The sequence below is a fragment of the Pseudomonas sp. 22072 genome (genome assembly GCF_052046095.1).
In the GTDB taxonomy this organism is placed as follows: Bacteria; Pseudomonadota; Gammaproteobacteria; order Pseudomonadales; family Pseudomonadaceae; genus Aquipseudomonas; species Aquipseudomonas paracarnis.
This window is the reverse complement of the sequence record NZ_JBQEQE010000015.1, coordinates 87,027-113,016: the sequence shown is the minus strand read 5'-3', so window position 1 is coordinate 113,016 and position 25,990 is coordinate 87,027. Positions and strand designations below refer to the sequence as shown.

The window sequence follows — 25,990 nt, the reverse complement described above, 5'->3', positions numbered from 1 at the left end:
GTTTGTGATGAGTAAAGAAGACAAACGCATTCGCGAACTGGCGCATCAGATCTGGGAGTCTGAAGGCAAGCCCGATGGCGCCCACGATCGCCACTGGGAGATGGCGCGCAAGCTGGCGGAAGCCGAGGCGCTGACGCCGAGCAAGCCTAAACCGGCCGCCAAGCCGAAAACCGCGCCCAAGGCTGCGGCAAAGCCCAAACCTGCTGCGCCTGCCGCCGCCAAACCTGCGGCGAAGAAACCCGCCGCCCCGAAGAAGCCCAAACCGCCCGCCCCATGATTTCTCGGGCCTGCAGCACGCATTGCGCGCTGCAGGCCCTTTTCCGTCCAAGCCATGCGCTGAAGCACCGTCAGTACGGCGGCGTTCGGCCCGAAAAAAGACCTTTTGCAGGAGCAACTCGATGAGCAAACCCGACAACACCACAGCGACGCCGGTTCATGAGCCGTCGCGGATCCGTGAAGGTTTGCCCTTCCCCCTCGGCGCCACCTGGGATGGCCTGGGTGTGAATTTTGCGCTGTTTTCCGCCAACGCCACCAAGGTGGAGCTGTGCCTGTTTGACGATACCGGCGAGGTCGAGCTGGAACGCATCGAACTGCCCGAATACACCGACGAGATTTTTCATGGTTACCTGCCCGATGCCCACCCCGGGCTGATTTACGGCTACCGTGTCTACGGCCCCTATGACCCGGCCAATGGTCATCGCTTCAACCACAACAAGCTGCTGATTGACCCCTACGCCAAGCAACTGGTGGGCGAACTCAAATGGTCCGAAGCGCTGTTTGGCTACACCATCGGCCACCCGGACGACGACCTCAGTTTCGATGAACGCGACAGTGCGCCCTTCGTGCCCAAGTGCAAGGTCATCGACCCGGCGCACACCTGGGGCAACGACCAACCGGTACGAGTGCCGTGGGACCGCACGATCATCTACGAAACCCACCTGCGCGGCATCAGCATGCGCCATCCTTCGGTTGGCGAGTCGGTGCGGGGCACCTGCGCCGGCCTGATGGAAGATGACGTGCTCAAGCATATCCGCCAGTTGGGCATTTCCTCGGTCGAGCTGCTGCCCGTGCACGCCTTCGTCAACGACCAGCATCTGCTGGAAAAAGGCATGACCAACTACTGGGGCTACAACAGCATCGCGTTCTTCGCCCCCGACCCGCGCTACCTGGCCAGCGGCAAGATCGCCGAATTCAAGGAGATGGTCGCGCACCTGCATGAGCAGAAGCTGGAAGTGATTCTGGACGTGGTCTACAACCACACCGCCGAAGGCAACGAGCGCGGCCCGACCCTGTCGATGCGCGGCATCGACAACGCCTCCTACTATCGCCTTATGCCCGACGACAAGCGCTTCTACATCAACGATTCCGGCACCGGCAACACCCTGGATCTGAGCCACCCGTGCGTGCTGCAAATGGTCACCGACTCCCTGCGTTACTGGGCCACCGAGATGCACGTGGACGGCTTCCGCTTCGACCTGGCGACCATCCTCGGGCGCTACCGCGACGGGTTCGATGAGCGCCACAGTTTCCTCGTGGCGTGCCGCCAGGACCCGGTACTGCGCCAGTTGAAACTCATCGCCGAACCCTGGGACTGCGGCCCCGGTGGCTACCAAGTGGGCAACTTCCCACCAGGCTGGGTGGAATGGAACGACCGCTTCCGCGACACCGTGCGTGCTTTCTGGAAAGGCGACGACGGCCAACTCGCAGACTTCGCCGGGCGCATGACCGCCTCGGGCGAGATGTTCAATCACCGCGGGCGCAGGCCGTACAGCTCGGTGAACTTCATCACCGCCCACGACGGCTTCACCCTGCACGACCTGGTGTCGTACAACGACAAACACAACGAGGCCAACGACGAGAACAACCAGGACGGCAGCAATAACAACCTGTCCTGGAACCACGGCGTCGAAGGCCCTACCGACGACCCGGAGATCAACGCGCTGCGCCTGCGCCAGATGCGCAACTTCTTCGCCACTTTGCTGCTGGCCCAGGGCACGCCAATGATCGTCGCCGGGGACGAGTTCGCTCGCACTCAGCACGGCAACAACAACGCCTATTGCCAGGACAGCGAGATCGGCTGGGTCAACTGGGATCTGGACGATGACGGCAAGGCCCTGCTCAAGTTCGTCAAGCGCCTGATCAAGCTGCGTCTGGCGTACCCGATCCTGCGGCGTGGGCGCTTCCTGGTGGGCGACTACAACGAAGACATCGGCGTGAAGGACGTCACCTGGCTCGCGCCGGATGGCAACGAAATGACTACCGAGCAATGGGAAGACAGCCAGGGCCGCTGCCTGGGCATGTTGATGGATGGCCGCGCCCAGGAAACCGGGATTCGTCGTGCCGGGGCCGACGCCACGTTGCTGCTGGTGGTCAACGCCCATCACGACCTGGTCAATTTCCGCCTGCCGCCGGTGCCGGAGGGCGAGTTCTGGACGTGCCTGCTCGACACCAACGACCCGGCTGTGCGTGGCCAGGAACGCTTTGATTTCGAGCATGAGTACGCGGTCACCGCTCGCTCGCTGCTGCTGTTTGAACTGCAGCACGAAGGCGAGGTGTGAAATGGCGTTGCACGGTTTCCTTCAGGGCTACCGGGGCTATGCCGACACGCAAGCCCTGGGTAATGCCCTGAGGGCCCTTCAGGAAGAAGGCCTTGATCAACTGCCGTTACCGGGCAGCGGCCAGACTCTGTCCCGCTTGAGCCAATTGGCCCAGGTGGCCGGGCATGACCTGCGCCTGTGCAAGTTGTTCGAAGGCCATACCGATGCCCTGGCGATCATTGCCGAACTCGACAGCCCCTTGCCGCCGCTGGGCAGCACCTGGGGCATGTGGGCGGCCGAGCCGCCGACTGCCAAGGTGCGTGTGCGTCGCGACGGACAGCGGCTGCTCGTCGAGGGGCGCAAGGCCTGGTGTTCCGGTGCGGCGGTGGTCAGCCATGGTTTGCTGACGGCCTGGGACGAAGAGGACCGCCAGCAATTGGTGGCCGTGGCGATGGATCAACCGGGCATCACGGTGACGGATGAGGGTTGGAAGGCGGTGGGCATGGCGGCGACCGGTAGCGTCGACATCCTGTTCAGCGCCGCCAGGGGAATTGCCGTGGGCGGCCCGGGCGACTATCTGTCCCGTCCGGGCTTCTGGCACGGTGGGATCGGCATTGCCGCGTGCTGGTACGGCGCGGCGCAACGCCTGGGTGAAGTACTGCGCGCCCAGTGCGCCACACGTGCAGAGCCCCATGCGCTGGCCCACCTCGGCGCGGTCGACAGCGCCCTGAACAGCGCCGCCTGCGTGTTGCGCGCCAGCGCCGCGCAGATCGACCGCGAGCCTCGCGCTGATGCGCGGCAACTGGCGCAACAGACGCGTGCGTGTATCGAGGACACAGTCGAGCAGGTGATCCAGCATGTGGGCCGCGCGGTCGGCGCCGGGCCGTATTGCAAGGATCCGCACTTTGCCCAGTTGATGGCCGATTTACCGGTGTATGTGCGGCAAAGTCATGCCGAACGCGACTTGGCCGCCCTCGGTGAACAGGTCGCCGGCGAGCCCACAGGGAGATGGGCGCTATGAGGCCCAATCCGATTGTTGGCCAGGGCACGCCGTTGAGTCACTGGCAAAACAGCGCACGATTGGCCGAATTGCAGCACATCAGTGTGGCGCAGTTGGTGCCGCCAGGGCATCGAGCGGTGATAGTCGCCCCGCATCCGGATGACGAGGTGCTGGGCAGTGGTGGCCTGCTGCAAGGGCTGGCTGCGCTGGATCGCCCTATCCAGTTGATCTCCGTCACCGATGGCAGCGCCAGCCACCCGGGCTCCCGGCGCTGGCCGGTGGAGCGTCTGAGTGTGGTGCGTCCGCAGGAATCGGCCCAGGCCCTGCACCGCCTTGGCTTGCCGCTGCACAGTTTGAAATGGCTGCGCGGCGGGTTTGCCGATAGCCATGTGGCCGAGCGCGAAGCCCAGCTCTGCGAATTTATCCAGCGCCACCTCAAGCCTAACGATGTGGTGTTCGCCACGTGGTGCGAGGATGGGCATTGCGACCATGAGGCCGTGGGCCGCGCCAGCGCCAAGGCAGCCAAGGCCGTCGGTGCAGTGCTGTGTGAACTACCGGTGTGGACTTGGCACTGGGCCACCGCCGAAGACCACAAGGTGCCCTGGCATCGGGCGCGCAAGATTCCGCTGACCGCTGAGCAAGTGGCACGCAAACGCCATGCGATCCACGCCTTCGCCAGCCAGTTGGAGGGCGACCCGCAAATCGGTTTGCCTGCGGTGCTGGCGCCCTATGTGGTGGAGCGCTTGCTGCAACCTTTTGAGATGGTGTTCGTATGAGTGTGGCAACCCCCTACTTCGACCAGTTGTTTGCCGGCAATGACGACCCTTGGGCTTTTCGTCAGCGCTGGTACGAACAACGCAAGCGCGCCCTGACCTTGGCCGTGCTGACGCGGCCGCGCTATGCGTCGATATTCGAGCCGGGTTGTGCCAACGGTGAACTGAGTGCCGAGCTGGCCCCGCGTTGTGAACGCCTGCTGTGTTGCGACACTGCGACTGCGGCGGTACGGCTGGCACAAGCGCGGCTGGAGTGCTTTCCTCATGCCCGGGTGGAGCAGCGTCGCCTGCCGGAACAATGGCCCGGCGGGCAATTCGAGCTGATCGTATTGAGTGAGCTTTGTTATTACCTCGATGTAGGTGATTTTAATCGTCTGATCGATTGCGCACTCGCCGCCTTGACCGCTGACGGGCAAATCCTGGCCTGCCATTGGCGAGTGCCCATTGACGGTTGCCCGCAAACCGCCGAACAGGTGCACGCCGTGCTGCAACAGCGTCTGGGTGTTGCACCGTTGGTGCAGTACCAGGACCCGGATTTCCTGCTCGACCTGTGGAGCCTGGATGGCACCTCGGTCGCTCGCCATGAGGGTTTACGATGATCGGTATTCTGATCCCGGCACATAACGAAGAAGCCCTGTTGGATGATTGCCTGCGGGCTGCGCGGATCGCCGCCGACCACCCGGGCTTGCTGGGTGAAGCGGTACAGATTCTGGTAGTACTCGACAGTTGCAGCGATGCCAGCGCGGCGATTGCCCAGGCCCACCAGGTGCATTGCCTGCACGTGCAGGCGCGCAATGTCGGCCACGCCCGCGGCGTGGGTGCACGGTACTTGCTGGAGCAAGGCGCGCGGTGGATTTCCTGCACCGACGCCGACAGCCGTGTCGCCCCTGACTGGTTGGTGGCCCAACTGGCCCAAGGCTGCGACGCAGTGTGCGGCACAGTCACCGTGGACGCCTGGAGCGACGGCTTCGACCCGGCCGCGCAGATTCGTTATCAGCAGGCCTACCAGGCCCGCGATGGGCATCGGCATATTCATGGGGCCAACCTGGGCGTGAGTGCCCGCGCCTACGTAGAGGCCGGTGGGTTTGAACCACTGGAATGCCACGAGGATGTACAACTGGTACGTGAATTGGAGCGTTGCGGTGCCTCCATTGCCTGGAGCCATGCGCCGCAAGTGGTGACCAGTGCGCGACTGGATTGCCGGGCTGAGGGTGGGTTTGGTGATTACTTGAAGAGCTTGATGCGGGCTGGGTAAAACAGCTGACTGATCCAATATCCCCGTCGATTGGGGCGCCGTCATCGCAGGCAAGCCAGCTCCCACAGGGGGCTATGTTGCCCACAAAATCAGCGCCTGGCACAGATCTCTGTGGGAGCTGGCTTGCCTGCGATGACGTCAGCCCAGCGAACATCGCATCAAAGTTGTGCAGATACCCATGCCTGTCTATGCTCCTAACGCCTCGCATGGCATTCCTTGATTGGCATGCTGCGCACTCACCCAGCGGAGCCTGCGGTGAAGACAAGAGCGTCGTCTCGTCAACGGAGCACGACCCGGTATCAACCGACAAGGATGTGACACCCATGAAGCCTGCCTCCTTAAGCGAAGGCCGTCGCGGCCCCGTGCAAATCTGGAACAGTGCGCCGCAGTTGGCGCAAACACCCATCATCTCCCTGAACAGCCTGGTACCACCCGGTGCTCGCGTCGTGGTAATCGCACCTCATCCTGGCGATGAAGTGCTGGCATGCGGCGGTTTGCTGCAACTGCTCAGCACCCGCGAGCATCCGCTGCAATTGATCTCCATCACCGATGGCAGCGCCAGCCATCCCGGCTCTCAGGTATGGCCGGCCAGCCGCTTGAGTGTGGTGCGACCTCAGGAAAGTGCAGAGGCCCTGCGCCGATTGGGTATGCCCTTGCACAGCCTGAAATGGATTCGTGGCGGGTTTTGTGATGATGCATTGGCCGCCCGTGAACAGCCCATGAGCCAATTCATCGCGCGCTACCTGCAACCTGGCGATGTGGTGTTCACCACCTGGCGCAACGACGGCAATGACGACCACGACGCCGTCGGCCGCGCGAGTGCCAAGGCGTGCAGCCTGGTAGGTGCGCAACTGTATGAACTGCCGATCTGGGCCTGGCATTGGCCGGCCCGGGAAAGCGCGGTAATGCCCTGGCAACGTGCACGCAAGGTCCGCCTGGACACCTGGACCGTCGCGCGCAAGTTGCACGCCGCCCATGCCTACGCCAGCCAGTTGGTGGGTGACCCACAAATTGGCTTACCGCCGATGCTCGCGCAGATATTGCTGGAACGCATGCGCGAGCCCTACGAAATCCTGTTCATCTGAACACCACCCTGTAGGAGCGAGCTTGCTCGCGAAAAATCTCTACGATAACGCGTGCGTCTTGGAGAAACGCGGCGCCCATGAGTCTTTCGCGAGCAAGCTCGCTCCTACAGATTTTGGACTTTTCCCTACAGACTCAATCTGTCAGACTGATGCGAATAATTATCAACAGATTTACTATTCGCCACGGAAGGCACTTGGGGAGCCCTACTTTCATGTCTGTGCAACAACGCGGCGGCAACGTTTTTACACCCCGTCTGATGGCAATCACTATCGCGCTAGCAACCTCCAATGCGGCCATTGCCGCCGACGCCGAAGCACCGGCCACCATCGAGCTGGGCGCTACCCAGGTCTCGGGCCAACAGCTTGGCGCAACCACCGAAGGCAGCGAGTCGTACACCACCGGCTCGATGAAGACCGCGACCAAACTGCCGCTGACCTTGCGCGAAACCCCGCAGGCCGTCACCGTGATCACGCGCCAGCGCATGGATGACCAGGCCATGACCAGCATCAACGACGTGGTCAACGCCACGCCGGGGCTGTTCCTCAATTACTCCAACGGCCCTGGGCGACAAGGCTTTACCGCACGCGGTTTCGATATCGACAACCTCATGTATGACGGTATCCCCAGCGGCTACAACGGTGCGTCGGTAGGCGCCCAGCCGAACCTGGCGATGTTCGATCGCGTCGAAGTGGTACGCGGCGCTACCGGCCTGGTGACCGGCGCAGGCAACCCTTCGGCCGCCATCAACCTGATCCGCAAGCGGCCACTGGATGAGCAGAAAGTCACGCTCACCGGCGCCGTCGGCAGCTGGGACGACTACCGTGGCGAGCTCGACGCCTCCAGCCCGCTCAATGACAGTGGCACCTGGCGCGGCCGTGTCGTCACCTCTTACCGCGATGCCAACAGTTTTATCGACAAGGCCGAGCAGGATCATGGCCTTTTCTATGCCGTCACCGAAGCCGACCTGAGCGAAGACACCACCCTGACCCTCGGTTACTCGAACCAGAAGGACAAGACCAACTACTTCTGGGGCGCTTCGATGGTCGGCCTGGATGGACGCCACCTGGGCCTGTCGCGCTCTTACAACCCAGGCACCGACTGGGAAAACAAGGACCAGGAAATCAACACCGTTTTCGCCGAGCTGCGCCAGCGCCTGGCCAACGACTGGAGCCTGCAGGTCAACGCCAACTATGCCGAACAGAACGCCTTGTTCTCCGGCTCCTACCAATCGCGCTGGACCAACGACACCCTCGCCCGCACGGTGTACCAGGCCAGCTACGATGAAAACCAGGCCGGGCTCGACGCCTTTGCCAGCGGCCCGTTCGAGGCGTTCGGCCGTACCCATGAACTGGTGGTGGGCGCCAGCAAGCGCATCTACGACATGACCACCCACAACTACAGCCCCTACGACCTCAACTGGCCGATCAATGCGGGCAAGCCGAACTTCACCCGCACCAACAACGTTCGCGAAGTCACCACCCAGGACGGTTTCTACCTGACCAGCCGCCTGAGCCTGGCCGACCCGCTGAAGCTGATCCTCGGCGCTCGCCTGGACTGGTACGACTACGACAACCGTGATGCCGCCGGCGACTACAAGGTCACCCGCAACCTCACCCGCTACGCCGGCCTGATCTACGACCTGGACGACCAGCATTCGGTATACGTGAGCTACAGCGACATCTTCACGCCGCAAAAAGAAAAGAGCACAGCCGGCACCCCACTCAAGCCCATCGTCGGTAAAAATTATGAGGTTGGCGTCAAAGGCGAATATTTTGGTGGCGCGCTGAATGCCAGCGTGGCGCTGTTCCGCGTCGACCAGGAAAACCGCGCCGTGGCCGTGGTGGTGCCCAACTGCCCGCAGGCGTCCTGTGCAGAAGCCTCGGGCGAAATCCGCAGCCAGGGTATCGACTTCGAACTGCAAGGCGCCTTGACCGAAAACTGGCAGGTCGGCGGCGGCTATACCTATGCGCGCACCCACACCATCAAGGACGACGCCAACCCGCAGAAGGTCAACAAGCAGTTCGATACCGACATCCCGGAGCACCTGTTCAAAGTGACCACACGCTACAACTTCCAGGGCCCGCTGGAAAAACTCCGGGTCGGCGGCAATATCTCCTGGCAGAGCCGCATGTACAACGACATCAAGCTAGCGGATGGCAGCAACTACCGGCTCCAGCAAGGCGGCTACGCCGTCACCGACTTGATGGCGGGCTACCGGGTCAATCAGCACCTGGACGTGCAGCTCAATGCCAACAACATCTTCGATCGCCACTACTACCAGTCCATCTCCAACTCAGTGACTTATGGTGGCGACTCCTATGGCAGCCCCCGCAATATGATGCTGACCGCCAAGTACAGCTTCTGAGCCTGATGCCCACCTCGGCTGCCCGCTCGGGCAGCCGTTCTTCAAGTCCCACGCCCACATGCCGATAACGCGTGGGTAACCGGCGACAATCCTGAATATCTGCTTCACTCCACAGCGATGCGCCTGTGTGGCACACCGCGTGCTTGCTTGACCTCGACGCCCCCCTCTCATGGAGTAAGAGTGAATGCCCGTCCGTTTTCAAGAGCACTATCGCAAGGCCGACCGCATCATGCTGGCATTGATCTGGCTGATGTTCCTGTTCTCCCTCGGCCTGGCGTTCTGGCACGATACCCTCATGCAGGCCGTGATCGTCGGTGGGGGCACCGGCGTGGTGCTCACGGCGCTGTATCGCGTCATCGGCGGCACCCGCGTGATGCGCTGTGCACTGGGCGCCGGCTTGATGGTGATGGCGGCGTTGCACATCAACCAGGCGCACGGAGTGATCGAATCCCACTTCGGCATTTTCGCGCTGTTGGCGGTGCTGACCTTCTACCGTGACTGGCTGCCGATTTTGGTGGCGGCACTGACCATCGCGGTGCATCACGTGGTGTTCCATGCCTTGCAGCACCAGGGTTTTCCTGTATTTGTGATGGAGCATCACGGCGGCTGGACGATGGTGTTCGTCCACGCCTTCTATGTGGTGATGGAGACCGTCGCCCTGCTCTACCTGGCCTTCCATAGCCAGGCCGAAGCGGTGGAGAGCCAGGAAATGCTGGAGAAGATGCTCGCCGTTACCTCGCAGTTCACGGTGGAAACCGCCCAAGGTGAAGGCAAGGCCCACGTATCCCTCGCCAAGCGGTTCGACCACTTCCTGCAGCAACTCACCCACCTGATCGACGGCGTCGCCCGCGACTCCCATGGCCTGGGCCAGCTCGGCCAGGAACTGGCCAGCGCGAGCGGCACCCTGGAAAAAGGCGCACGGCATCAACTGGCCCAGATCGGCGAAATGACCGGTTCGATGCAGCGCATGGAAGACGCCATGGGCCACATTACGGTGCAGGTCGAACAGGCAGTGGCACATGCAGGCCAGGCCAGCCAGCAGATTGTGCGCGGCCAGGAAAGCGTCGGCCGCGCCCAACATGAAATCAGCCAATTGGCCTCGCGCATCAACGGCACGGAGTCGACCGTGGAATCCCTGGCGGTGCAGGCAGAGCAAATCGGCTCGGTGCTGGAAGTGATCAGCAGCATCGCCAACCAGACCAACCTGCTGGCCCTCAACGCCGCCATCGAGGCTGCCCGCGCCGGCGAGCAAGGCCGTGGCTTTGCCGTGGTTGCCGATGAAGTGCGCAGCCTGGCCCAGCGCACCGCCCTCTCCACCCAGGAAATCAAGAGCATCATCGAGGGCCTGCAACACGGCAGCCGACAAGCCGTCGAAGCCATGCACGCCAGCCGCGAAGGCGTAGAGCGCTGCGTGGCAGACAGCCAAGTGGCCGTGGACATGCTACGGGCTGTGGGCGAGGACATCGCGCACATCGACCAACTCAACGGCCACATCGTCACCACCACCCGCGAGCAGACCTCGGCAAACCTGGAGATCGTCGAGCGCTTGCAGTCGGTACAAAGCATCGCCCAGAACACCGCCGACGACGTCGAGACACTAGCCCGCAGCAGCGAACGCCTGCCACCGATCGCGGTACGGCTGGATGCGTTGGGGCGCAGGTTTCATCCTTGAGCGCGTGGGAAATGGGCAGGCCCGGATACGCTACACTCGCGGCCTAAGATACGAGCCACGGAGGCCACCATGAGCAGAGCCGGTAAAGACAGACAGATCGACAATATCGAATTCAACGTAAGCGACATCGCCCGCAGTAAAGCCTTCTACGGCGCTGCATTCGGCTGGACATTCGTCGACTACGGCCCCACCTACAGCGAGTTCAGCGATGGCCGGCTCACGGGTGGTTTCACCACCGGCGAGCCTGTGCAGCCGGGCGGCCCCTTGGTTATCGTGTACGCAGATGACTTGGACAGTGTGCAGCAGCGGCTTCAACAGCTGGGAGCGGTGATAACCCGCCAGACATTTTCGTTTCCTGGTGGCAGCCGGTTCCACTTCACCGATCCGGATGGGTATGAGTTAGCGGTGTGGAGTGCTGCGTGATGTTGAGCGTAAACTCAACAGGGTCTGTGTCACTCAAGCGGAGTACCCAATATGGAATACGACGAAAAACTGATTGAGGAAGCCGTACTTGCCCTGCTGACCACCTTCAGCTTTGATAACGGCAACTCATGGAAAGGCCACGACTTTCAAATAATGAACCGACTCCACGAGCAAGGTTTTATCAGTAATCCGGTGAACAAAAACAAATCCATTTGGTTGACGCAGGAAGGCTTGGAACGGGGCAGGCAAATTGCCGATCGTTTGTTTGGCGCGGCACCTGAAGCGCTCGCGGGGCCATAAGCCCAGCCACGGAGTGTTAAACCGCGCTTCATGCGTTTATCCTCAAGACTCCCCGACCTGCCAACCCGGAGCCGCCATGGACCTCGCCACCCTAGCCCTCTTCCTCCCCGCCTGCTTCGCCCTGAACATGGCCCCCGGCCCCAATAACCTGCTATCCGTGAGCAACGCTACCCGCTATGGCTACCGCACCTCCTGCCTCGCCGGTCTCGGCCGTCTGCTGGCCTTCGCCGGCATGATCGCCCTCGCGTCCGCTGGCTTGGCGGTGGTACTGCAAACCTCGGAGTTGTTGTTCTACGGGATCAAGATTCTCGGCGCGGCGTATCTGTTTTACCTGGCATATCAGCTATGGCGCGCAGACCCGCAGCAGCAGGTGGACACCGCGACGAGCAAGGTAGGCCTGTGGGCCTTGGCGCGGCAGGAGTTTCTGGTGGCGGCGGGCAACCCCAAAGCGATCCTGATCTTCACCGCCTTCCTCCCGCAATTCGTGGTGCCCGGCCAACCCATCACCGCGCAATTTGCCCTGCTGGGTGTGATGTTCCTGGCCTTGGAATGGGTGGCTATCAGCGCCTACGCCTATATGGGCCTGCATATGCGCCGCTGGTTTGCCGAGCCGAAGGGCAAGCGCCTGTTCAATCGCTGCTGCGCGGGTTTGTTGTCAGCGGCCGCGGCGGTGTTATTGACTGCGCGTAAGGCATGAGTGAGGTGTGAATGCGCCTGTGAAGATAGCCGTCATCGGTATCCACCTACCTTCAGTACGACGCTGCACCTGTGGCGAGGGAGCTTGCTCCCGTGACGACCTGGCAGCCGACGCTGACATAACTGATGCCCCGCGATCCAAAGTGGGAGCTGGCTTGCCTGCGATGACGGCCTGGCAGCCGACAAAGATCCCACTGATGCCCAAGTTGCGTAAATACCTAGGCTATCTCAACGGCAAACCATACCTCACCTCCAGCAGCGCCACACCGCCCCTCTCAAGATGGCGCTCTGTCCCGGCCTCCTCGACGCACCCCGCCCGGCGATAAAATCGAATCGCCCTTTCATTACCGGTCAAGACCCACAGCGTTAAACGCTCATAGCCTTGCGACAACAGGTCTTGCAGGCCGGCATTCCACAAGGCCCGCCCGACGCCGGTGTGCCAATACTCGGCGAGTACGTAGATGGCCATGACCTCACCTGCAATGGCCTGCACGGCGTCTTCGTCACGGCTGGCGCCGACGGCTATCCAGCCAACCACCTGCTGGCCCACCTCGGCGACCCATACCGTTGACTCACCCGAGGCAATCGAGCGTACCCAATGGGCTTCGCGCCTAGCCAGCGTTGCTTGCAATCCGCTCAAGAACTGGGCAGGCATCAGGTCACGATAGGCGTCTTGCCAACTGCTGATATGCACCTGGGCAATGGCTTTTGCGTCGGTGGGTAATGCTCTGCGAATCATGGAGATGCTCCTGAAATACGGTTATTCCAGTATGCATGCCCGTCGATGACAGAAAGCCCTGCGCTGAACAGGGCCCAATATCAATGCCAACCCCAATGTAGGAGCGAGCTTGCTCGCGAAGAACTTCAACGATAACGCGGGCTTCCTGAGTGAACGCGGCGCCTGTGGTTTTTTCGCGAGCAAGCTCGCTCCTACAGTTGCAGGGCGATTCCGGCGTCGATGAAGAACGCCGGGCCCCGCGTGAAGGCTCCAGCCAATGTCACCCCTTGGTCAGATCCACCAAAGGCGTCTGCCGCACCTCAGTCTCCCGCCCACCCTGAATCTCGCTGACCTGCTTCAAGGCCTTTTCAACAGCCGCCTTATCCGCCAACAAGCTGTAGCTGATACGGAACTGCTTATGTTCCTTCGCCCCGATCGTAGGCACCAGGTTCAATGGCCGCTGATAACGACGGTTGTACGAAAAACTCGTCCCCGGCTCCAACCCCGTGACATAGCCCTGCCCCTGGGTATCGGTGTTCTTCCACAGCGAAAACACCGGCAGTGTCTGCGTATTGAAGCCAACCGAAACCCCCAGGCTGCCGGCCTTGTTATGCAGCACGGTCAAGGTATCGCCCTTGGCATCGGCATACGGCACCACGTTGTAAACCGTTTCGTCATAGTCCTTGGTCGGTGCGCGATAGGTTTGCCAGTCGGCCAGTTCGCCCTTGGCCTTGTCGTTGAACGGCGACACCTGCTTCACCGGCGCAACGAACCGCGCGCCCTGCTCCAGGAACGGCGTGCTGAAATTACTGTGATACAGCGCCTGGTATTCCTTCGGATAATCGCCATTGTTGGTCAGCGTGTCGTTGAGGGCGAACACCACACTGCCAGGCTCGGTGACCAGTTCGGTCGCAACAGAGAAATCGACCTTCTTGAACGCCTGCTCTTTCAGCTCGCCGCGCAGGGTGATGGCGTACGGCGGTTTTTTATCGATATGCAGGGTGACTTTGTTCGCAGGGATATTGGCCGCCCGCCCGTGCAGGGTCAGCAACTCGCCGTTGTCGATGCCAGGGTGCCCGACCCATTCGTAGCCGCAGCGAGTAACCAGCTCATTGAAACCTTCCAACCATCCCAGACCACCGCGGCCATTGAGCTCGATGAAGGACGGATTCACCACTTCCTTGACCGGCGAATCCCACCCCATGCGCACATCGCCGACCGACGCCTGCAACACGTTCATGCCGCGAGTCGGCACTACCGAGAGCTTCATCGTGCCGTTATCGATATCGACGATGCTCACGCCCTCCTGCCGACCACCGTGCAAGGTGCGCAGGGTAACGCTGAAGGGTTTGTCGGTTTGGATGCCGAGCTGCTGGCTGGTGACCTGCCAGTTCTGGGCGGCTTTGTCCGTGTCGAGCAACACGTAATCCCAGGCCAGGGCTTGAGAGGCGGCAGAGAATGCGCTGAGGGCAACGAGGAGTTTTAGTGGGGTCATGGCGGTGGCCTTTATTGGAGTTGTTTGCGCTTTATAAACTCGATGAAACGTTTCAGCAAGCTTAAAAAGCACGGCCGTGAATGGAAATGTCAAAAAGGATTGAGGTTGTATTCGGGAGATTAAGACGGTGCGATTGCGCGCACGATGGGCAACAAAGTGGATGGATTGTTTTACCTGCTGGGCCGTCATCAGCTTCAGCATATCGAAGCCGTTTATAACCTCAAGGTTGATCCTCCAACGCATTGACGCTTATAGTCCGCCCCGTCGCCCATATGGCGATCAGGTTTGGCGACCTGACTATCGGATGCAAAAGCACTGCGCTTTTTTGCAGATGCTGCTGCACATTCGCAAAGCTGCCTCAATGGTAGCTGTGCGCGGGAGACCTTCGGGTCTGCCGGGTCTCCGATACCGGTTCGCCAACCTGCGTACAGCTGCCACCCGATCGTTTGGCGACGACTGGGTGGTGGTTAACCGCTGCACTTATCGGAGATTCAAAGATGGAAAGATATATCCCCCTCACCGGAATCGATCTGGTTCCTGCATCCCTGCTTATTGACTCGGAAGCACCGCTTGATGTGCTGCAAGCGATGGCTGAATACCGCGTTCGCACCGTAACTCAAGTGTTGGAAAACATTGCCTTTCGGGGTGAGGTAGACGCTGACTGCGTTGTGCTTTCAGACTTTGCGAAGCTGCTTGCGATACCGTTGCGGGATGGGTGTGATTTGATGGAGGTTATTGGGCGGCGGTTACAGAAGGAAGTTCCGAGGTAAAGGTTGAGTCTGCCGCGACCGTTAGCTAGTGGATGGCTCCGCGCGCTGGAGTCGAAAGGCCAGCGCGTGGGGATAGAGTGAGCGTCGTCTCATCGACGGCAATCGGCCAATAGCGGCCAATAGCGGCCATCACAGACCTCATCACCTACGCGAACTGCTTACCTGCCTTTAGTAAAAATCATAATAAAGTGCCCACTTCCCCGTTTCGACATGCTTCCAGAACATCAGGCTGCCGCTGTCGATTACGTTCAGGTTGATCTTGGCATCCGACGAAATCTGGAACACAAATTCGAAGCCTTCACCGGGATCCACCCCTGATTGGCAAAACGAGGGGTAGCCGCCGATTTTATGTTCGTAGGTGTGGGTGATCAGATCGTAATAGCTTTGTATCGCGCCCGTGCTTTCCAGCTTCAATATCTCTTGCTCAAGGTCCGCCGGGACACCACCGCCATCCCACAGCGGAAAGTCCTCTGTCACCAACTCTGCGTTTAGTGGGAAGGGTTTGAGGAACGACCCTTCCACGGGCAATGCCTTGCGTACCAATACATCATCTGGTCCATATTCACGGATGACCCAGTTTTGTCCCATCGGCTCAAAATGCTCGGGAAACGGGTTTGAAATAAACACCGTCAGTACACTGATTCCTGTCAGTAACGGGCTGGTAAAGGGCAGGCTGGGCAGATAGAACTGTGCATAGGGAAGCATCGGTTGCCCGGCTTGATTGGTCGGTACATCTTCATCAGGACGGAACAGAAAGATGCGACCTAGCCAGCTTTCCTCGTCAGTACCGGCAGGGCGGAAGCCACCGGCGCTGAACTTTACAGCGGGACGGGCCAAGAGCTGCTTTATTTGCTGAATTTCCATGGCGGTGTAAAGCTCCTTTGCGACTCAGGCGTTCTGTACCGGGCCTCACAGAGGGTTTTGGACAAAAGCAGCCATTACGTATGGACATAGGTGTTATGGCACAGGCGATGGTAAGCCGATAGCGATTCATCTGGCTTTGAGAGTTGACTCCCTGAGGCCTAACTGGAAGAAGGCCATGTCTAGCAAGCGTCCGAATTGTGAATCGTCAGGCCGCTTTGGGTCGATTGCAGTCCTTCACGACAGGCAGCAATCGGCCAAAAGCGTACGATCCCGGTAGGAGCGAATCGAGTCAGAACTCCCGTTGGCGAGTAGCTGGGCTCAAAGCCGTAGGTTGGTTGTAGACATCGTGCCCGTGACTCCGTAATGTGCGCACAATTAATGTCTCTTTTACTTACCTGCTATATGTAGCGTTGGCTAGCACAACATTAAAACTGATCAAGGAGTTACGTATGAATAAGGAGCGCCAAAAAACACAAACAGCACAAAATATTAAATAATTTATTTCGTCTACTTACAATCAGGCTTTGATCAGAGGTTGGAATATTTAATGAGTGAAAAAGTCGCGCACAAGATAGCTGAAGCACCAGAAACTATAACTAATGTACCATGGTCTACAGCAGTAGAAAATGGGTTTAATGAAAGTGCTATTTGGTTAGTGCCGTTTTTGCTGGTTCTGCTTCAATTTGTTCTAAAGTTGCTCATAGGTGAAGCCGCGTCATTGCATCAGACATGGAAAAATCTTCTCCAGTCCCCTGTCGACGTGGGTTTTCTTGCTCTCTCGTTTGCATGCACATTGATTATTTCAAAACCTAACGCTGTAGGAGGTGTATTTACAACATCTCTTGTATTCATTGTTCTATTAGTCCTATCGATCGCCATCTGGAAGTTATCCCCTACGCACTCAACTCGTGGTAGTTTATGGGCGTCAACGGGCTTAGTTATTTTTAATTTTTTCTTGACAGGTATGATGCTAGTGTTTAGCGTCTCATTAGTAACGCGAGGTGTGGCATGAACGCGCTAGATCTTTTAGGGTATGTGCTGCCTGTTATGGCATTAGTGGTTGTAATTGTAACTACTATGAGTCTTAAGATGCAGTCAATGTCGAAAAAATTTAAAGACTACAAAAATGATAAGTTCAGGCAGTCAGTAGAAATGCAAATAGCAGAACTTACTAAAGAGCTTACCGTAAATAAAGAGCGCTTTAATAGCATTAACCATCTAATTAATGACGCTCAAAATATTTATTTTAGGAATGGCAAATCAAAATACACAAGCGAATCCACTTCTAAAAAAATAGACTTTTTTAAGGGTATAGGCGCCAATATTGAGGGCGAAGTTGATGATGACTTGATATTTGTCCTGACACCATTTAACGAAAAATACGCCTCACAGTATTCTGTCATCAGGAATTTAGTTACAAGCCTAGGGTTCAAATGCAACAAAGGAGATGATTCGAATTTGTCGTCAAATATTCTCGCTCATATTACAGAGCAGATCGCCAAGTCCAGGCTTGTAATCGCAAATATAAGCGGTAGAAATCCTAATGTATTCTACGAGTTAGGGTTGGCTCATGCGCTAGGCAAACCTGTAATTATAGTATCCGAATCACTTTCAGATATTCCGTTTGATATAAACTCATCTAGAATCCTCGCATTCGACAATGAAAAAGATTTAGAAGTAAAGCTTAGAAACTGGTTTGTTCATACGTTAGCAAAAGCGTAACAAGACGCTTGCTTCGCTCAATGAGCCTGGCTGTAACCAGCTCCTAAGCTTATTCGTTATCCAATGGATGCGATTGGCCGGGAGCTGCACTTCGTAAAGGCAGCCATCGGCCAGAAGCAGCCTCTCTAGGGAGTCTAAAAAATCAGCGCCGATTCAGTGAGTCGGCAGGTCAGATCATGCCTTTAGGCTTGGCGGTAGCGCTGATGATAGCGTCTTCTTCCACTACGGTCTGAACGAAGCCTTTCGTTTTAAGAGCGTTGACCAGCCTCACGTTGAGAACGGTATTAGGCACCTGGATTTTTTTGACATTCGGTGAAAGCTTTGTGAAACCGCCATCAGTCAACATACCAAGAATCAGGGATGCCTCTGCCCAACTGCACGATGGCAAGCATTGGATCAGAACTTCAGAGCGCTGAGCCGAGGTAAGCCCCTCCGCACTTGCAAACTTCTTGAGTGCAGGGATAAACGCAGAAGGAAAGCTTACCGAGTGTCGATTAGCGAGGCGGCAGGTTTCAGCGACCTCTTTGACGGCCTCATTGTCGGTGTCGATGACTTCAATCGGTAACGCCGTCCACATTTGGATCTTTTCATTTAGATCAAGCGCACCGCTTTTACTGAGTGGCACTGCCATGCTGAGCGACAGTTGAGTTAGATCAATATGGTCGCGTGCCTCAACCCAATGTGCCGCGAGATAAGGAACTTCCAGATCTGCACTGAAAGTCCTGATGCGCTCACGGATCTCAGGGCTGTATGCCAGAAAGGCGGCGGTTATGAGCATCTCCCAACGCTCCCTCGATTCCAGTCCTTTGAGGATCAATGTATCGCTCAAGACGATATCTGCGAACAGCACTTCAAGCGTTTCGTTAGATAACCCTGTTGGGGCGATTAAGTACCTCTGCAGCTCTTGATGCAGGGAGGTATGGAGGCCCCAGAGTTCCCCTTTTAGCTCCTTACCATGACGCTGGATAAAGCTTGCGAAAGCCTCCATATCCAAGGCTTCGCAACCATTATGCTCCAAAGCGGGTACGAGTATGTCTTTGAAGAATGTCCACACCGCGCCGACCTTCACTTTCACCCGATCAGACTGGAGTATTTGCGCCCACAACGATGGGGTCGTGTCTTCAAGCCGGTCGAATGTGCATGTCGTTCGATCAAACAGTTGAACCACGGCATCGGACTCGTCCGTCTCTTCCACGATGGACCATAACAGTTCTATGAGGGAGTCCGCCGACTCATCCAGCGTGCCAATTTGGGCTAAAAGTGTGATTGCAAACTCCTCCGCAGACTCAAGGAGGAGTTCATTCAGCCCCTCAATCTGAAGGGCCTGCAGTCGACGATAGGAAATGATGTTTTCACTGAGATCGGCTTTACTTGCATGAGCGGATTCGCCTTTTTGGCAAATCAGCGTGAGCAGCTTCAGATTTACCTCAACACAACCCCATCCGATCAGCTTCTTGAGGTCGTCCAGGACGATGCCATCATTTAACGCTGAGAAACGCACCGGCAGCTCTCTAAGCCAAGGCCAGCCTTTACCTCCCGCTTCAAGTCCAGGCATCAAGCGCGAGACGTCTTGGAGACTCGCAATAGCATCACAGATTTTCATGTCCGGCGCCGAATCAAGCCTTCGGAGCTGTGCAACCTCTAATCCATCCATGAGTGCACTGATCAGGGTTTGCCTCAGTAAAGTTGATTCGAATCGCTCAACGTTCAATAACGCGCGGAACAATTCAGGCTCCAGAGCGAAAATAGATTGAATGAACTTCGGTGATGTCGCGGTTGATATCAAAAATTCGGTCGCTTGCGCCATTCTGCCCAGGTGCCCTTCCAGCCCACTCTTGAGAATAGTCGCGAGCTTACTGCGCTCATGGCTCATGCCAGGATCGTTGTATGGACAGCCAGAAAGGTACTCAATCAGGGCGACAATGATGCCCCTGCCATCGCTCAGATCATCTATATCCAGCTTTTCCACGGCCTTTTTCGGGGCATTGATTACAGTCGCGACATCAACGGAAACACCACGTCTCAATTCCAGGATCAGGTTTTTGTCTTCGGATGTGAGGGATCCTGCGTAGAAGTAACCGAAGTAATCCGTGTAATCGGTATCGAAGTGTCCGTGGCGCATCAGGTACACAACAATGTCCAAGCCGTTCAGCTTTTGAGAGATGACATCGCCGTAGTTTTTTTTGGCTGCTGCCCGGAAGGTTTGGTGATTAATTCGGCTTGCCTCAATTCGGTGTTCGGCCATTTCATCATCGATATCAACAAGGGTTCGTTGGAGCAGATCAAACCTTTTTGGATATGACGTCGATGTCAGTAGTTGCTTAGAGTCAAAAGGTGCTGCCCTCTGGACTGCATCCCCGTACCTATCGATGATGGCCATTGTTAAATTAGTGCTCAGAGAAAAAATCGACTCAAAAACATCATCCTTAACAAAGTCGGTCAACGAAAATTTACTGCCACTTGGCATCCAAACATGGGTAGCCGCAATGCCGGATTTTTTAACAAGTTCTAGCCATACGTACGCCCGCAGTTCAGCCACACTTCCAGCGATTTCCTGTACCCGCTTTTCACGTTTTTCCCGCAACGCCTGGTAGGCATCTTCAGCCTGTTTGGACTGCTGGAATCGCCACTCACTGAATCCTTGGATGGTCTCGTAAATGGCGCCACGTCGTTTGACCAAGTGTGCGTATTCATCAGGATGCAGATTGCGAATCGCGATGATTGAAAACAGCTTGTTCGGATCAAGCTTTAGACCGGAGCCGCCGCTGAGAATGCTGGAGAACATGTCGAATTCGTTGACGATATTCTTGATCAACCGCATGTCATCGATGAAATAACAAACGGTTTCGACCAACGTCTCATTAAGCCCAACGTCCAACGCGACCCCATTGAACTGTCGCTCACGAAGCATCTTGAACATTTGCTCGCGAGAGTTCTCTGAGTTGACCACGGGGATTATCGGGATGATCAGGTCAAAAAATTTCGTTTTCTCACCGACGGCGAACAGCTCATCACGAAGCGCATAGATGAAGTAAACCGGTCTTTTGATCTGCGGGGACTGCTTGATGATGAAATTGATTTCCCGCAGACGCGTGAAAACGTCGTGAATTCCGAATCTGTCGAGATCCTCGATGACCACGATATCGATGTTACTGCGTTCAAAGCAGTAGACGATTTCGTCAACATTCTTGTGCAACACTGAGCCGTGGTGTGTCGTTTCCAGTTTTCCGCCCTTGATCGTAAAGCCGTCAATGCTGAACAGGGACAACAGCTTCAGAGCCGAGAACAACATGTAGATGCCACCGCCCCCGAACACCAAAACGGCCATCCACCCAGGGATCCATAGAAGCCATTCGACCAACCACGCTGGGTCAATTCTTGGCAGTTTCTCGACTGTTGGGACGTAAAGCCTCAGTACGCTTACTATTATCAGCACGTAGAAAATGGTACGCACCCATATACTCGACGTAGATGCCTGGATGATTCGCTTCAATCTGCTCTTCGGCAGTTCATTTGACGGTACCGCGTACAGCAGTTGCTGAACGATAGTTTCCTCGATACGCGTCAAAATATCCGACTCGTTTTTTTTCTCAGCGCCTTTGAGGTCGGCGGTGTTTGAGTTGGAATCAGCGGGAGCGACAGGAGTATCAGTTGAGGCCGACTTTCCTGCCCCACCTTTGTTTAGATCTTTGCCGAACGCGGCCAGCGATACAAATGCGTAGGTAAGCTCAGGGTGACGTTCGACAAACGTACGTATGACGCTACTTTTGCCGGCGCCGTACTCACCAGTAATCGCGATATTGCGAATCTGATCATTGCTAAGCGCGCTCAGCAGCTCATTCTCGTAACGCTGTGATCGATCCATCTCCAAAAGTACAGGCGTTAGCGGTTCGAAGACATTTTTACCATCGGGAACAGCAAGGTATTCGCGCGCGGCGGCAGCGGCTTTTTCAACAGCTTTTCTGTAGCGTTTGTACTGTCCCATCGCATGATTCACTCGCGAGCTGACGCACTCGCACTTCGAAGTAAGCGCCTGAGCTATACGACGGAACATTCCTGTCTCCTATCCCGCTAGAAGGCTGTTCGGGGGAACCGCCAAAATAGTCTTCACTTAATACCCAGTGTCACTGAGGTACGTGTTCGTAGAAATTTTACCGATGATAGCGCACCGCCATCGCTGAATGGGGCGAACTCTCTGCTGCTTCCCCTAAAGCACATCTTCTGGAGACCTCGCATGCCTAGATTTCTCGCTGGATCTCACCTCATTGTCGGCCTCGGTGTTTATACCCGCCACGTTATAGATGTCGAGCACGATCAGGTGATCCAGTACATTGGCATTCGGACGTGAGCGGAGTGTGTGAGCGTCCGCTTTTGGCCATTTTCTGCCTCTAGCGACGGACAGAAAACGGCCAATAGCTACCTTTCGCAACCCACCAGCCTAGCTTAGGAGCCACCTAGACAACAGAAGAAGCAGCTGATGCCGGGCGGATTGCTTAGGATAAATATCATCGGGAACGCGTGGATAAGTCTGAATGACTGTGGTGACTGATTGAGCTTTTTTGAGGGTCACACTTCGGTTATCGGGCTCCGGCAAAGGCTGAAATAGCCGGATTTGAGCGGCTTTTGACACCGTTGCCTTCAGGGCCCATCGTGATGGCATAATGGAACAGCAGCGTTCCTCTCCCGTTAATTGGGGCGGAGCAAAATGCAACATAAAAAACAGCGTACTTATAGATCGAAGCTTGCCCCATACTACAACTAATTATATTTGGCTTAGAACGGTGTAAATTGATATGGATAAATCGAATAAATTACATTGGATGCATATTAGTGACCTTCATCGGGGGCAAGACCGTACTGAAGAAGTTTGGTCTGTAGTTCGCCAAGAGCTTTACGATGACGTGAAACGTCAAATTGATTCTCGCGGACCTATTGATTTGGTCGTGTTTTCTGGAGACATGGCTTTTAAAGGCGAGGCTGATGAGTTTTCGAGTGTAAAATTAGAGCTTGAGAGGTTATGGGAGGTTTTTGAGCAGAGCGGCAGCAAGCCAAATATATTTTGTGTACCGGGAAATCATGACCTTGTTCGTCCGGGTAAAACCTCTGCGCTTCGAAATTTCTCTAGTATTCTTAGAACCACGGAAGAAATTCGAAATGAAATTTTAAGTGGTAAACCGTCAAGCTATCGAGATGAGGCGGAACAAGCTTTCGCTAATTACAGCAAATTTATTAAAGATCTAGCGGGTAGTGCTATACCTTTTTCGCTGGATTGTCAGGGTTTGTTTCCAGGAGATACCTCTGCCCAACTTAGCGTGAATGGTCTGAGGGTAGGATTGGTTGGGCTGAATTCTGCATGGACTCACCTCTACGGTGGGGACGCTTTAGGGAAACTTGATATATCGGTGCGTCAATTAAATTCTGTGGTCGGTGGCGACCTACCAAAATGGTCGCTTTCGAATCATGTCAACCTATTAATTACACATCACCCCGCAGAGTGGTTCACTCAATTGGCGCGGGAAGAATTTGAAGGTGAAATATTTAATCCGGCCTATTTCGATGCTCATCTTTTTGGTCATATGCACGACAATCGTCCCAAGCTAATTAGTGAAGGTGCTCATGATAGAAGAACTATTCAAGTGTCGTCACTTTTCGGATTAGAAAAGGTTGACAACAAAGAGGAAAGGAGGCACGGCTATTACTTTGCCATACTAGATGCGAACGTAGATTTTTGTGAATTTTGGCCAAGAAAGTTCGAGAAAAAAGTTGGTGGTGTCTGGCAAACTTCGCGAGATGGTGGACTTTTAAAACGCGACGAAAATTTTTTTAGCCAAACTTGGGTAGTCAGAAATGTTAAGGATGTAGAGTTAAAAAAAGTTTAGCCCCGGTCGCTAGTATTTTTGAAAGCGAGCGGGGCCTCCGCACCTGGCCGGCAGCGAATAGTTTGCATCGTTACCTTTACTCGCTACCTGCCTTCGCGCCGCACATGGATTGCAGGCGTTTGGAAACCAGAGAGGCTCTAAATTCCTTGAGCCAGCGCAGGATGGTTTGGGTTATCGCTGAGCAAGATATGGGAGCAGATGACTTCCTTGCTGTCTTATTACGTGCACACAACGGTGAAAGAAAGAAAGTTTATCGTATGGATCTTCAATCCTTTAAGGGGATTAGTGATGATCTGAATTCACTTCAAGAGATTATTGTCGGTGGAAATATTAATGCCTTCTGTGAGCAGTTAGAGGCTGAAGACGCCTATCTTCTCTTAGATAACGTCAACGTGCCAAGTGTCGTTGATGAGGCTAGAGATATAACTAGGGGAGCTGAAGAGCTAGCCAGGCTAATTCTAGACTTTTGTAAAGGCTTAAATATAATAATCAGAAGCTCGGTCGCGTTTTCAGTGCCGGGGATACAAACAGCTAATTTGCAGGCCTTGGACGAGCCAGAGTGCAATAGTTATATAGGATTGCATCCGTTAGCCAGAAATGCTAGAAAAGATCACGTCAGCTCAGGGGCAATTTACTTCCATACGGCCGGCCGGCCGGGGCGGATCAATAATCTACTCACTGCTTTAACCTTCGAAGACTTTGATACCATTGCTAATGGCAGTTCTGATGAGTCAATTGATTTCCAGTCCACCATTCCCTTGTCCCTTCAGGAAGAAATTGATCGTCTCAAAGGCGGCAGTGAATACGAGCGCACGACATATAACTTATTGGTCGCGTTGACTTTTTTCAGATATGGCGAGTCGGTATCAACTATTAAGTACTTCGGTGGGTGTCAGAGACTAAGGCAGGGAATGGCTAACTATTTAGTCAGTATGGGCCTAGCAGAACCTGCCGAAACTTCAGAGCTTTCAGTGGCGCAAGGCGAACATGAAAAGTTAATTGTTGTAAAACCTTCAGTCCAACAGTATATTCATAAACTCCTCGGCGAGTCAAAGGTCGCAGTAGCTTATGAAGAAGCTGCAACTATTTATTTTGGAAAAGACTGGCGAATAGGTCGTCCACCAAAAATTCATAGCTCGTTTAGGTTTTCAACCCATAGGATCAACTCAGTTATTGAGCAGAACGCGGCACTGATATTGGCCCGTCTATTGTCGGACGTGCTTATTCAGAAAGAGAGCAAACTTAAGTCAAAAAAAGTTTCTGATAGAATGATGGTTTTTCATGAATATCTGCAAAGGCTGATGCTAACGGACAAGTACCTACATAGCGTTCGCTTATGTCGAGCGCTTCTTCCAAAGTTGAATGACTATGATGACCATCATTTTGTAAAAAACATCAGGCTACAATTTGCTCGAGCTCTTAGAATGCTAGGTGAATACGAAGAGTCAATTGCTGAATGTGAAAAACTTCTGGAGCAGCAGAATCCAGCAGGAGTTAGAGGGTCGCTATATATAAATATGGCTTACGCTTATGAGAATTTAGATGAAATAGATAAAGCCAAAGATATGGCGCTTTGTGCTAAGAATATTAAGCGCGGAGGCTCGTCACTCTTCCATGCCGAAAGTATTTTGTTAGGATTATCCGAAGAGGAGCATAAATATAAGAGGCTTTCTGAATTGGCTGATAAAGCTCGCCTTAAAGGATCAGTCAAAGCGGCTAATACGATTATGCTGGATGTTATTGCGAAGCTAAAAGACCCTTTCGAGCAGTTAGATGAGTATCGAAAGCTTGCAGATCAAGCACAAAAAGATAATGATGAGTTCAATATGATGCGAGCTCGCATTTGGTGGTTTGAAATCGCTGTCGAGCTAAAGGTCAATATTGATCATAAGCATCTGAAAACTTTGGTTTCCGCGTATACTTACTCTTGTAGCCAGCGACAGAGGAAGATGTTTACACAAAGTCATGGCGCATTGTGGGAGCTAATGGAGGCTGGCGATCAAGTTGAGGGTTTGCTAGAGCTATTTAGACATAGTTCAATTTTGCAGCGTCTTACTGGTAAAGTGGCGACCGAGTTGCAATATTTAAGAAGGCTTTATAAATACATTGTCGCCCAAGGGTTTGAGCAAATTATCAGGCAGGTTCGTATGTCTGCGCTCAGGTATTTTGTTGCTAGAGCTGTTAGTCACAACCTCTTAAATGTTCAACAGTTCGAGATAGTTCATCGCCAAGAGTGAGTATTTAATAAGATCGAAAAAGGTCATTTAGGTGACCTTTTGCAAGTTGGAATAATTTGTCGTGCTTGTGTCAGGTCAATCCGTCGTCGTTGTTTTGATGAGTGTGCACATTGGCTTGGTCGCAAAAACGCCGCACGATTTGTACCCGTAATTATTTAGGATATCGAGAGCGTTAGCTTGTAAATGGCGGCTTCTGGC

General features: G+C 55.3%; 21 protein-coding genes. 17 read left to right on the top strand and 4 right to left on the bottom strand.

Features of this window, described 5'->3' with window-relative positions; genetic code table 11:
• Positions 1 to 7 precede the first annotated feature (7 nt).
• From ACTJLA_RS17025 to ACTJLA_RS16970, 12 genes are all read left to right on the top strand, one after another.
• Positions 8 to 277: a DUF2934 domain-containing protein gene (locus ACTJLA_RS17025; protein WP_003191595.1), complete on the top strand. Its 270-nt coding sequence runs from the start codon at positions 8 to 10 to the stop codon at positions 275 to 277.
• Between the two features lie 121 nt (positions 278 to 398).
• The gene (gene glgX, locus ACTJLA_RS17020; RefSeq protein WP_034127560.1) at positions 399 to 2,558 is read left to right on the top strand and encodes a glycogen debranching protein GlgX; all 2,160 of its coding nucleotides are present in this window, start codon (positions 399 to 401) and stop codon (positions 2,556 to 2,558) included.
• Between the two features lies 1 nt (position 2,559).
• Positions 2,560 to 3,558, top strand: a complete 999-nt coding sequence (locus tag ACTJLA_RS17015) for an acyl-CoA dehydrogenase family protein (protein ID WP_054897375.1) — start codon at positions 2,560 to 2,562, stop codon at positions 3,556 to 3,558.
• Positions 3,555 to 4,313 carry a PIG-L deacetylase family protein gene (locus tag ACTJLA_RS17010; protein ID WP_054897374.1) on the top strand — a complete coding sequence of 253 codons (759 nt, stop codon included), beginning with the start codon at positions 3,555 to 3,557 and terminating at the stop codon, positions 4,311 to 4,313. The genes ACTJLA_RS17015 and ACTJLA_RS17010 overlap by 4 nt, the downstream gene beginning before the upstream one ends.
• The gene (locus tag ACTJLA_RS17005; protein ID WP_202691871.1) at positions 4,310 to 4,909 is read left to right on the top strand and encodes an SAM-dependent methyltransferase; all 600 of its coding nucleotides are present in this window, start codon (positions 4,310 to 4,312) and stop codon (positions 4,907 to 4,909) included. Before ACTJLA_RS17010 ends, ACTJLA_RS17005 begins: the two co-directional genes overlap by 4 nt.
• The gene (locus ACTJLA_RS17000; protein ID WP_054897372.1) at positions 4,906 to 5,565 is read left to right on the top strand and encodes a glycosyltransferase; all 660 of its coding nucleotides are present in this window, start codon (positions 4,906 to 4,908) and stop codon (positions 5,563 to 5,565) included. Before ACTJLA_RS17005 ends, ACTJLA_RS17000 begins: the two co-directional genes overlap by 4 nt.
• A 323-nt stretch (positions 5,566 to 5,888) precedes the next feature.
• Positions 5,889 to 6,650: a PIG-L deacetylase family protein gene (locus ACTJLA_RS16995; RefSeq protein WP_440841655.1), complete on the top strand. Its 762-nt coding sequence runs from the start codon at positions 5,889 to 5,891 to the stop codon at positions 6,648 to 6,650.
• A 212-nt stretch (positions 6,651 to 6,862) separates the two neighbouring features.
• The gene (locus tag ACTJLA_RS16990) at positions 6,863 to 9,016 is read left to right on the top strand and encodes a TonB-dependent siderophore receptor (protein WP_440841653.1); all 2,154 of its coding nucleotides are present in this window, start codon (positions 6,863 to 6,865) and stop codon (positions 9,014 to 9,016) included.
• A gap of 184 nt (positions 9,017 to 9,200) precedes the next feature.
• Entirely contained in the window at positions 9,201 to 10,688 is a 1,488-nt protein-coding gene (locus ACTJLA_RS16985) for a methyl-accepting chemotaxis protein (protein ID WP_440841651.1), read from the top strand.
• 69 nt (positions 10,689 to 10,757) lie between these two features.
• On the top strand, positions 10,758 to 11,111 hold the full coding sequence (locus ACTJLA_RS16980; RefSeq protein WP_314543266.1) for a VOC family protein: 354 nt from the start codon (positions 10,758 to 10,760) through the stop codon (positions 11,109 to 11,111).
• Between the two features lie 51 nt (positions 11,112 to 11,162).
• Entirely contained in the window at positions 11,163 to 11,411 is a 249-nt protein-coding gene (locus ACTJLA_RS16975) for a DUF6429 family protein (protein WP_003191615.1), read from the top strand.
• Positions 11,412 to 11,487: 76 nt separating this feature from the next.
• Positions 11,488 to 12,108: a LysE family translocator gene (locus ACTJLA_RS16970; protein WP_034127571.1), complete on the top strand. Its 621-nt coding sequence runs from the start codon at positions 11,488 to 11,490 to the stop codon at positions 12,106 to 12,108.
• A gap of 222 nt (positions 12,109 to 12,330) precedes the next feature.
• Here the strand turns inward: ACTJLA_RS16970 and ACTJLA_RS16965 are convergent, their stop codons facing one another.
• On the bottom strand, positions 12,331 to 12,846 hold the full coding sequence (locus ACTJLA_RS16965; RefSeq protein WP_314543261.1) for a GNAT family N-acetyltransferase: 516 nt from the start codon (positions 12,844 to 12,846) through the stop codon (positions 12,331 to 12,333).
• 259 nt (positions 12,847 to 13,105) lie between these two features.
• Positions 13,106 to 14,320, bottom strand: a complete 1,215-nt coding sequence (locus tag ACTJLA_RS16960; RefSeq protein WP_314543259.1) for an aldose 1-epimerase family protein — start codon at positions 14,318 to 14,320, stop codon at positions 13,106 to 13,108.
• A gap of 497 nt (positions 14,321 to 14,817) precedes the next feature.
• On the opposite strand from ACTJLA_RS16960, the gene ACTJLA_RS16955 reads away from it, so the two are divergent.
• Positions 14,818 to 15,090 carry a hypothetical protein gene (locus tag ACTJLA_RS16955; protein WP_288855197.1) on the top strand — a complete coding sequence of 91 codons (273 nt, stop codon included), beginning with the start codon at positions 14,818 to 14,820 and terminating at the stop codon, positions 15,088 to 15,090.
• A gap of 168 nt (positions 15,091 to 15,258) precedes the next feature.
• On the opposite strand, the gene ACTJLA_RS16950 is transcribed toward ACTJLA_RS16955, so the two are convergent.
• Positions 15,259 to 15,954, bottom strand: coding sequence for a DUF1963 domain-containing protein (locus tag ACTJLA_RS16950; protein ID WP_198833197.1), 696 nt, complete (start codon positions 15,952 to 15,954; stop codon positions 15,259 to 15,261).
• Between the two features lie 547 nt (positions 15,955 to 16,501).
• Between ACTJLA_RS16950 and ACTJLA_RS16945 the strand changes: the two genes are divergently transcribed.
• Together ACTJLA_RS16945 and ACTJLA_RS16940 are read left to right on the top strand one after the other, a co-directional pair.
• On the top strand, positions 16,502 to 16,966 hold the full coding sequence (locus ACTJLA_RS16945; protein WP_288855198.1) for a hypothetical protein: 465 nt from the start codon (positions 16,502 to 16,504) through the stop codon (positions 16,964 to 16,966).
• Positions 16,963 to 17,676, top strand: coding sequence for a hypothetical protein (locus ACTJLA_RS16940; protein WP_288855199.1), 714 nt, complete (start codon positions 16,963 to 16,965; stop codon positions 17,674 to 17,676). The genes ACTJLA_RS16945 and ACTJLA_RS16940 overlap by 4 nt, the downstream gene beginning before the upstream one ends.
• Positions 17,677 to 17,845: 169 nt before the next feature.
• On the opposite strand, the gene ACTJLA_RS16935 is transcribed toward ACTJLA_RS16940, so the two are convergent.
• Positions 17,846 to 21,730 carry a YobI family P-loop NTPase gene (locus ACTJLA_RS16935; RefSeq protein ID WP_440841646.1) on the bottom strand — a complete coding sequence of 1,295 codons (3,885 nt, stop codon included), beginning with the start codon at positions 21,728 to 21,730 and terminating at the stop codon, positions 17,846 to 17,848.
• Between the two features lie 739 nt (positions 21,731 to 22,469).
• On the opposite strand from ACTJLA_RS16935, the gene ACTJLA_RS16930 reads away from it, so the two are divergent.
• The gene (locus ACTJLA_RS16930) at positions 22,470 to 23,555 is read left to right on the top strand and encodes a metallophosphoesterase (protein ID WP_314543251.1); all 1,086 of its coding nucleotides are present in this window, start codon (positions 22,470 to 22,472) and stop codon (positions 23,553 to 23,555) included.
• Positions 23,556 to 23,674: 119 nt separating this feature from the next.
• Positions 23,675 to 25,792, top strand: a complete 2,118-nt coding sequence (locus ACTJLA_RS16925) for a hypothetical protein (protein ID WP_314543249.1) — start codon at positions 23,675 to 23,677, stop codon at positions 25,790 to 25,792.
• Positions 25,793 to 25,990 lie beyond the last annotated feature (198 nt).

Bases quoted from the DNA above. Each gene is read 5' to 3' on its own strand.
- ACTJLA_RS17025 (WP_003191595.1), top strand. From the start codon at position 8: ATGAGTAAAGAAGACAAACGCATTCGCGAACTGGCGCATCAGATCTGG.
- glgX (WP_034127560.1), top strand. From the start codon at position 399: ATGAGCAAACCCGACAACACCACAGCGACGCCGGTTCATGAGCCGTCG.
- ACTJLA_RS17015 (WP_054897375.1), top strand. From the start codon at position 2,560: ATGGCGTTGCACGGTTTCCTTCAGGGCTACCGGGGCTATGCCGACACG.
- ACTJLA_RS17010 (WP_054897374.1), top strand. From the start codon at position 3,555: ATGAGGCCCAATCCGATTGTTGGCCAGGGCACGCCGTTGAGTCACTGG.
- ACTJLA_RS17005 (WP_202691871.1), top strand. From the start codon at position 4,310: ATGAGTGTGGCAACCCCCTACTTCGACCAGTTGTTTGCCGGCAATGAC.
- ACTJLA_RS17000 (WP_054897372.1), top strand. From the start codon at position 4,906: ATGATCGGTATTCTGATCCCGGCACATAACGAAGAAGCCCTGTTGGAT.
- ACTJLA_RS16995 (WP_440841655.1), top strand. From the start codon at position 5,889: ATGAAGCCTGCCTCCTTAAGCGAAGGCCGTCGCGGCCCCGTGCAAATC.
- ACTJLA_RS16990 (WP_440841653.1), top strand. From the start codon at position 6,863: ATGTCTGTGCAACAACGCGGCGGCAACGTTTTTACACCCCGTCTGATG.
- ACTJLA_RS16985 (WP_440841651.1), top strand. From the start codon at position 9,201: ATGCCCGTCCGTTTTCAAGAGCACTATCGCAAGGCCGACCGCATCATG.
- ACTJLA_RS16980 (WP_314543266.1), top strand. From the start codon at position 10,758: ATGAGCAGAGCCGGTAAAGACAGACAGATCGACAATATCGAATTCAAC.
- ACTJLA_RS16975 (WP_003191615.1), top strand. From the start codon at position 11,163: ATGGAATACGACGAAAAACTGATTGAGGAAGCCGTACTTGCCCTGCTG.
- ACTJLA_RS16970 (WP_034127571.1), top strand. From the start codon at position 11,488: ATGGACCTCGCCACCCTAGCCCTCTTCCTCCCCGCCTGCTTCGCCCTG.
- ACTJLA_RS16965 (WP_314543261.1), bottom strand. From the start codon at position 12,846: ATGATTCGCAGAGCATTACCCACCGACGCAAAAGCCATTGCCCAGGTG.
- ACTJLA_RS16960 (WP_314543259.1), bottom strand. From the start codon at position 14,320: ATGACCCCACTAAAACTCCTCGTTGCCCTCAGCGCATTCTCTGCCGCC.
- ACTJLA_RS16955 (WP_288855197.1), top strand. From the start codon at position 14,818: ATGGAAAGATATATCCCCCTCACCGGAATCGATCTGGTTCCTGCATCC.
- ACTJLA_RS16950 (WP_198833197.1), bottom strand. From the start codon at position 15,954: ATGGAAATTCAGCAAATAAAGCAGCTCTTGGCCCGTCCCGCTGTAAAG.
- ACTJLA_RS16945 (WP_288855198.1), top strand. From the start codon at position 16,502: ATGAGTGAAAAAGTCGCGCACAAGATAGCTGAAGCACCAGAAACTATA.
- ACTJLA_RS16940 (WP_288855199.1), top strand. From the start codon at position 16,963: ATGAACGCGCTAGATCTTTTAGGGTATGTGCTGCCTGTTATGGCATTA.
- ACTJLA_RS16935 (WP_440841646.1), bottom strand. From the start codon at position 21,730: ATGTTCCGTCGTATAGCTCAGGCGCTTACTTCGAAGTGCGAGTGCGTC.
- ACTJLA_RS16930 (WP_314543251.1), top strand. From the start codon at position 22,470: ATGGATAAATCGAATAAATTACATTGGATGCATATTAGTGACCTTCAT.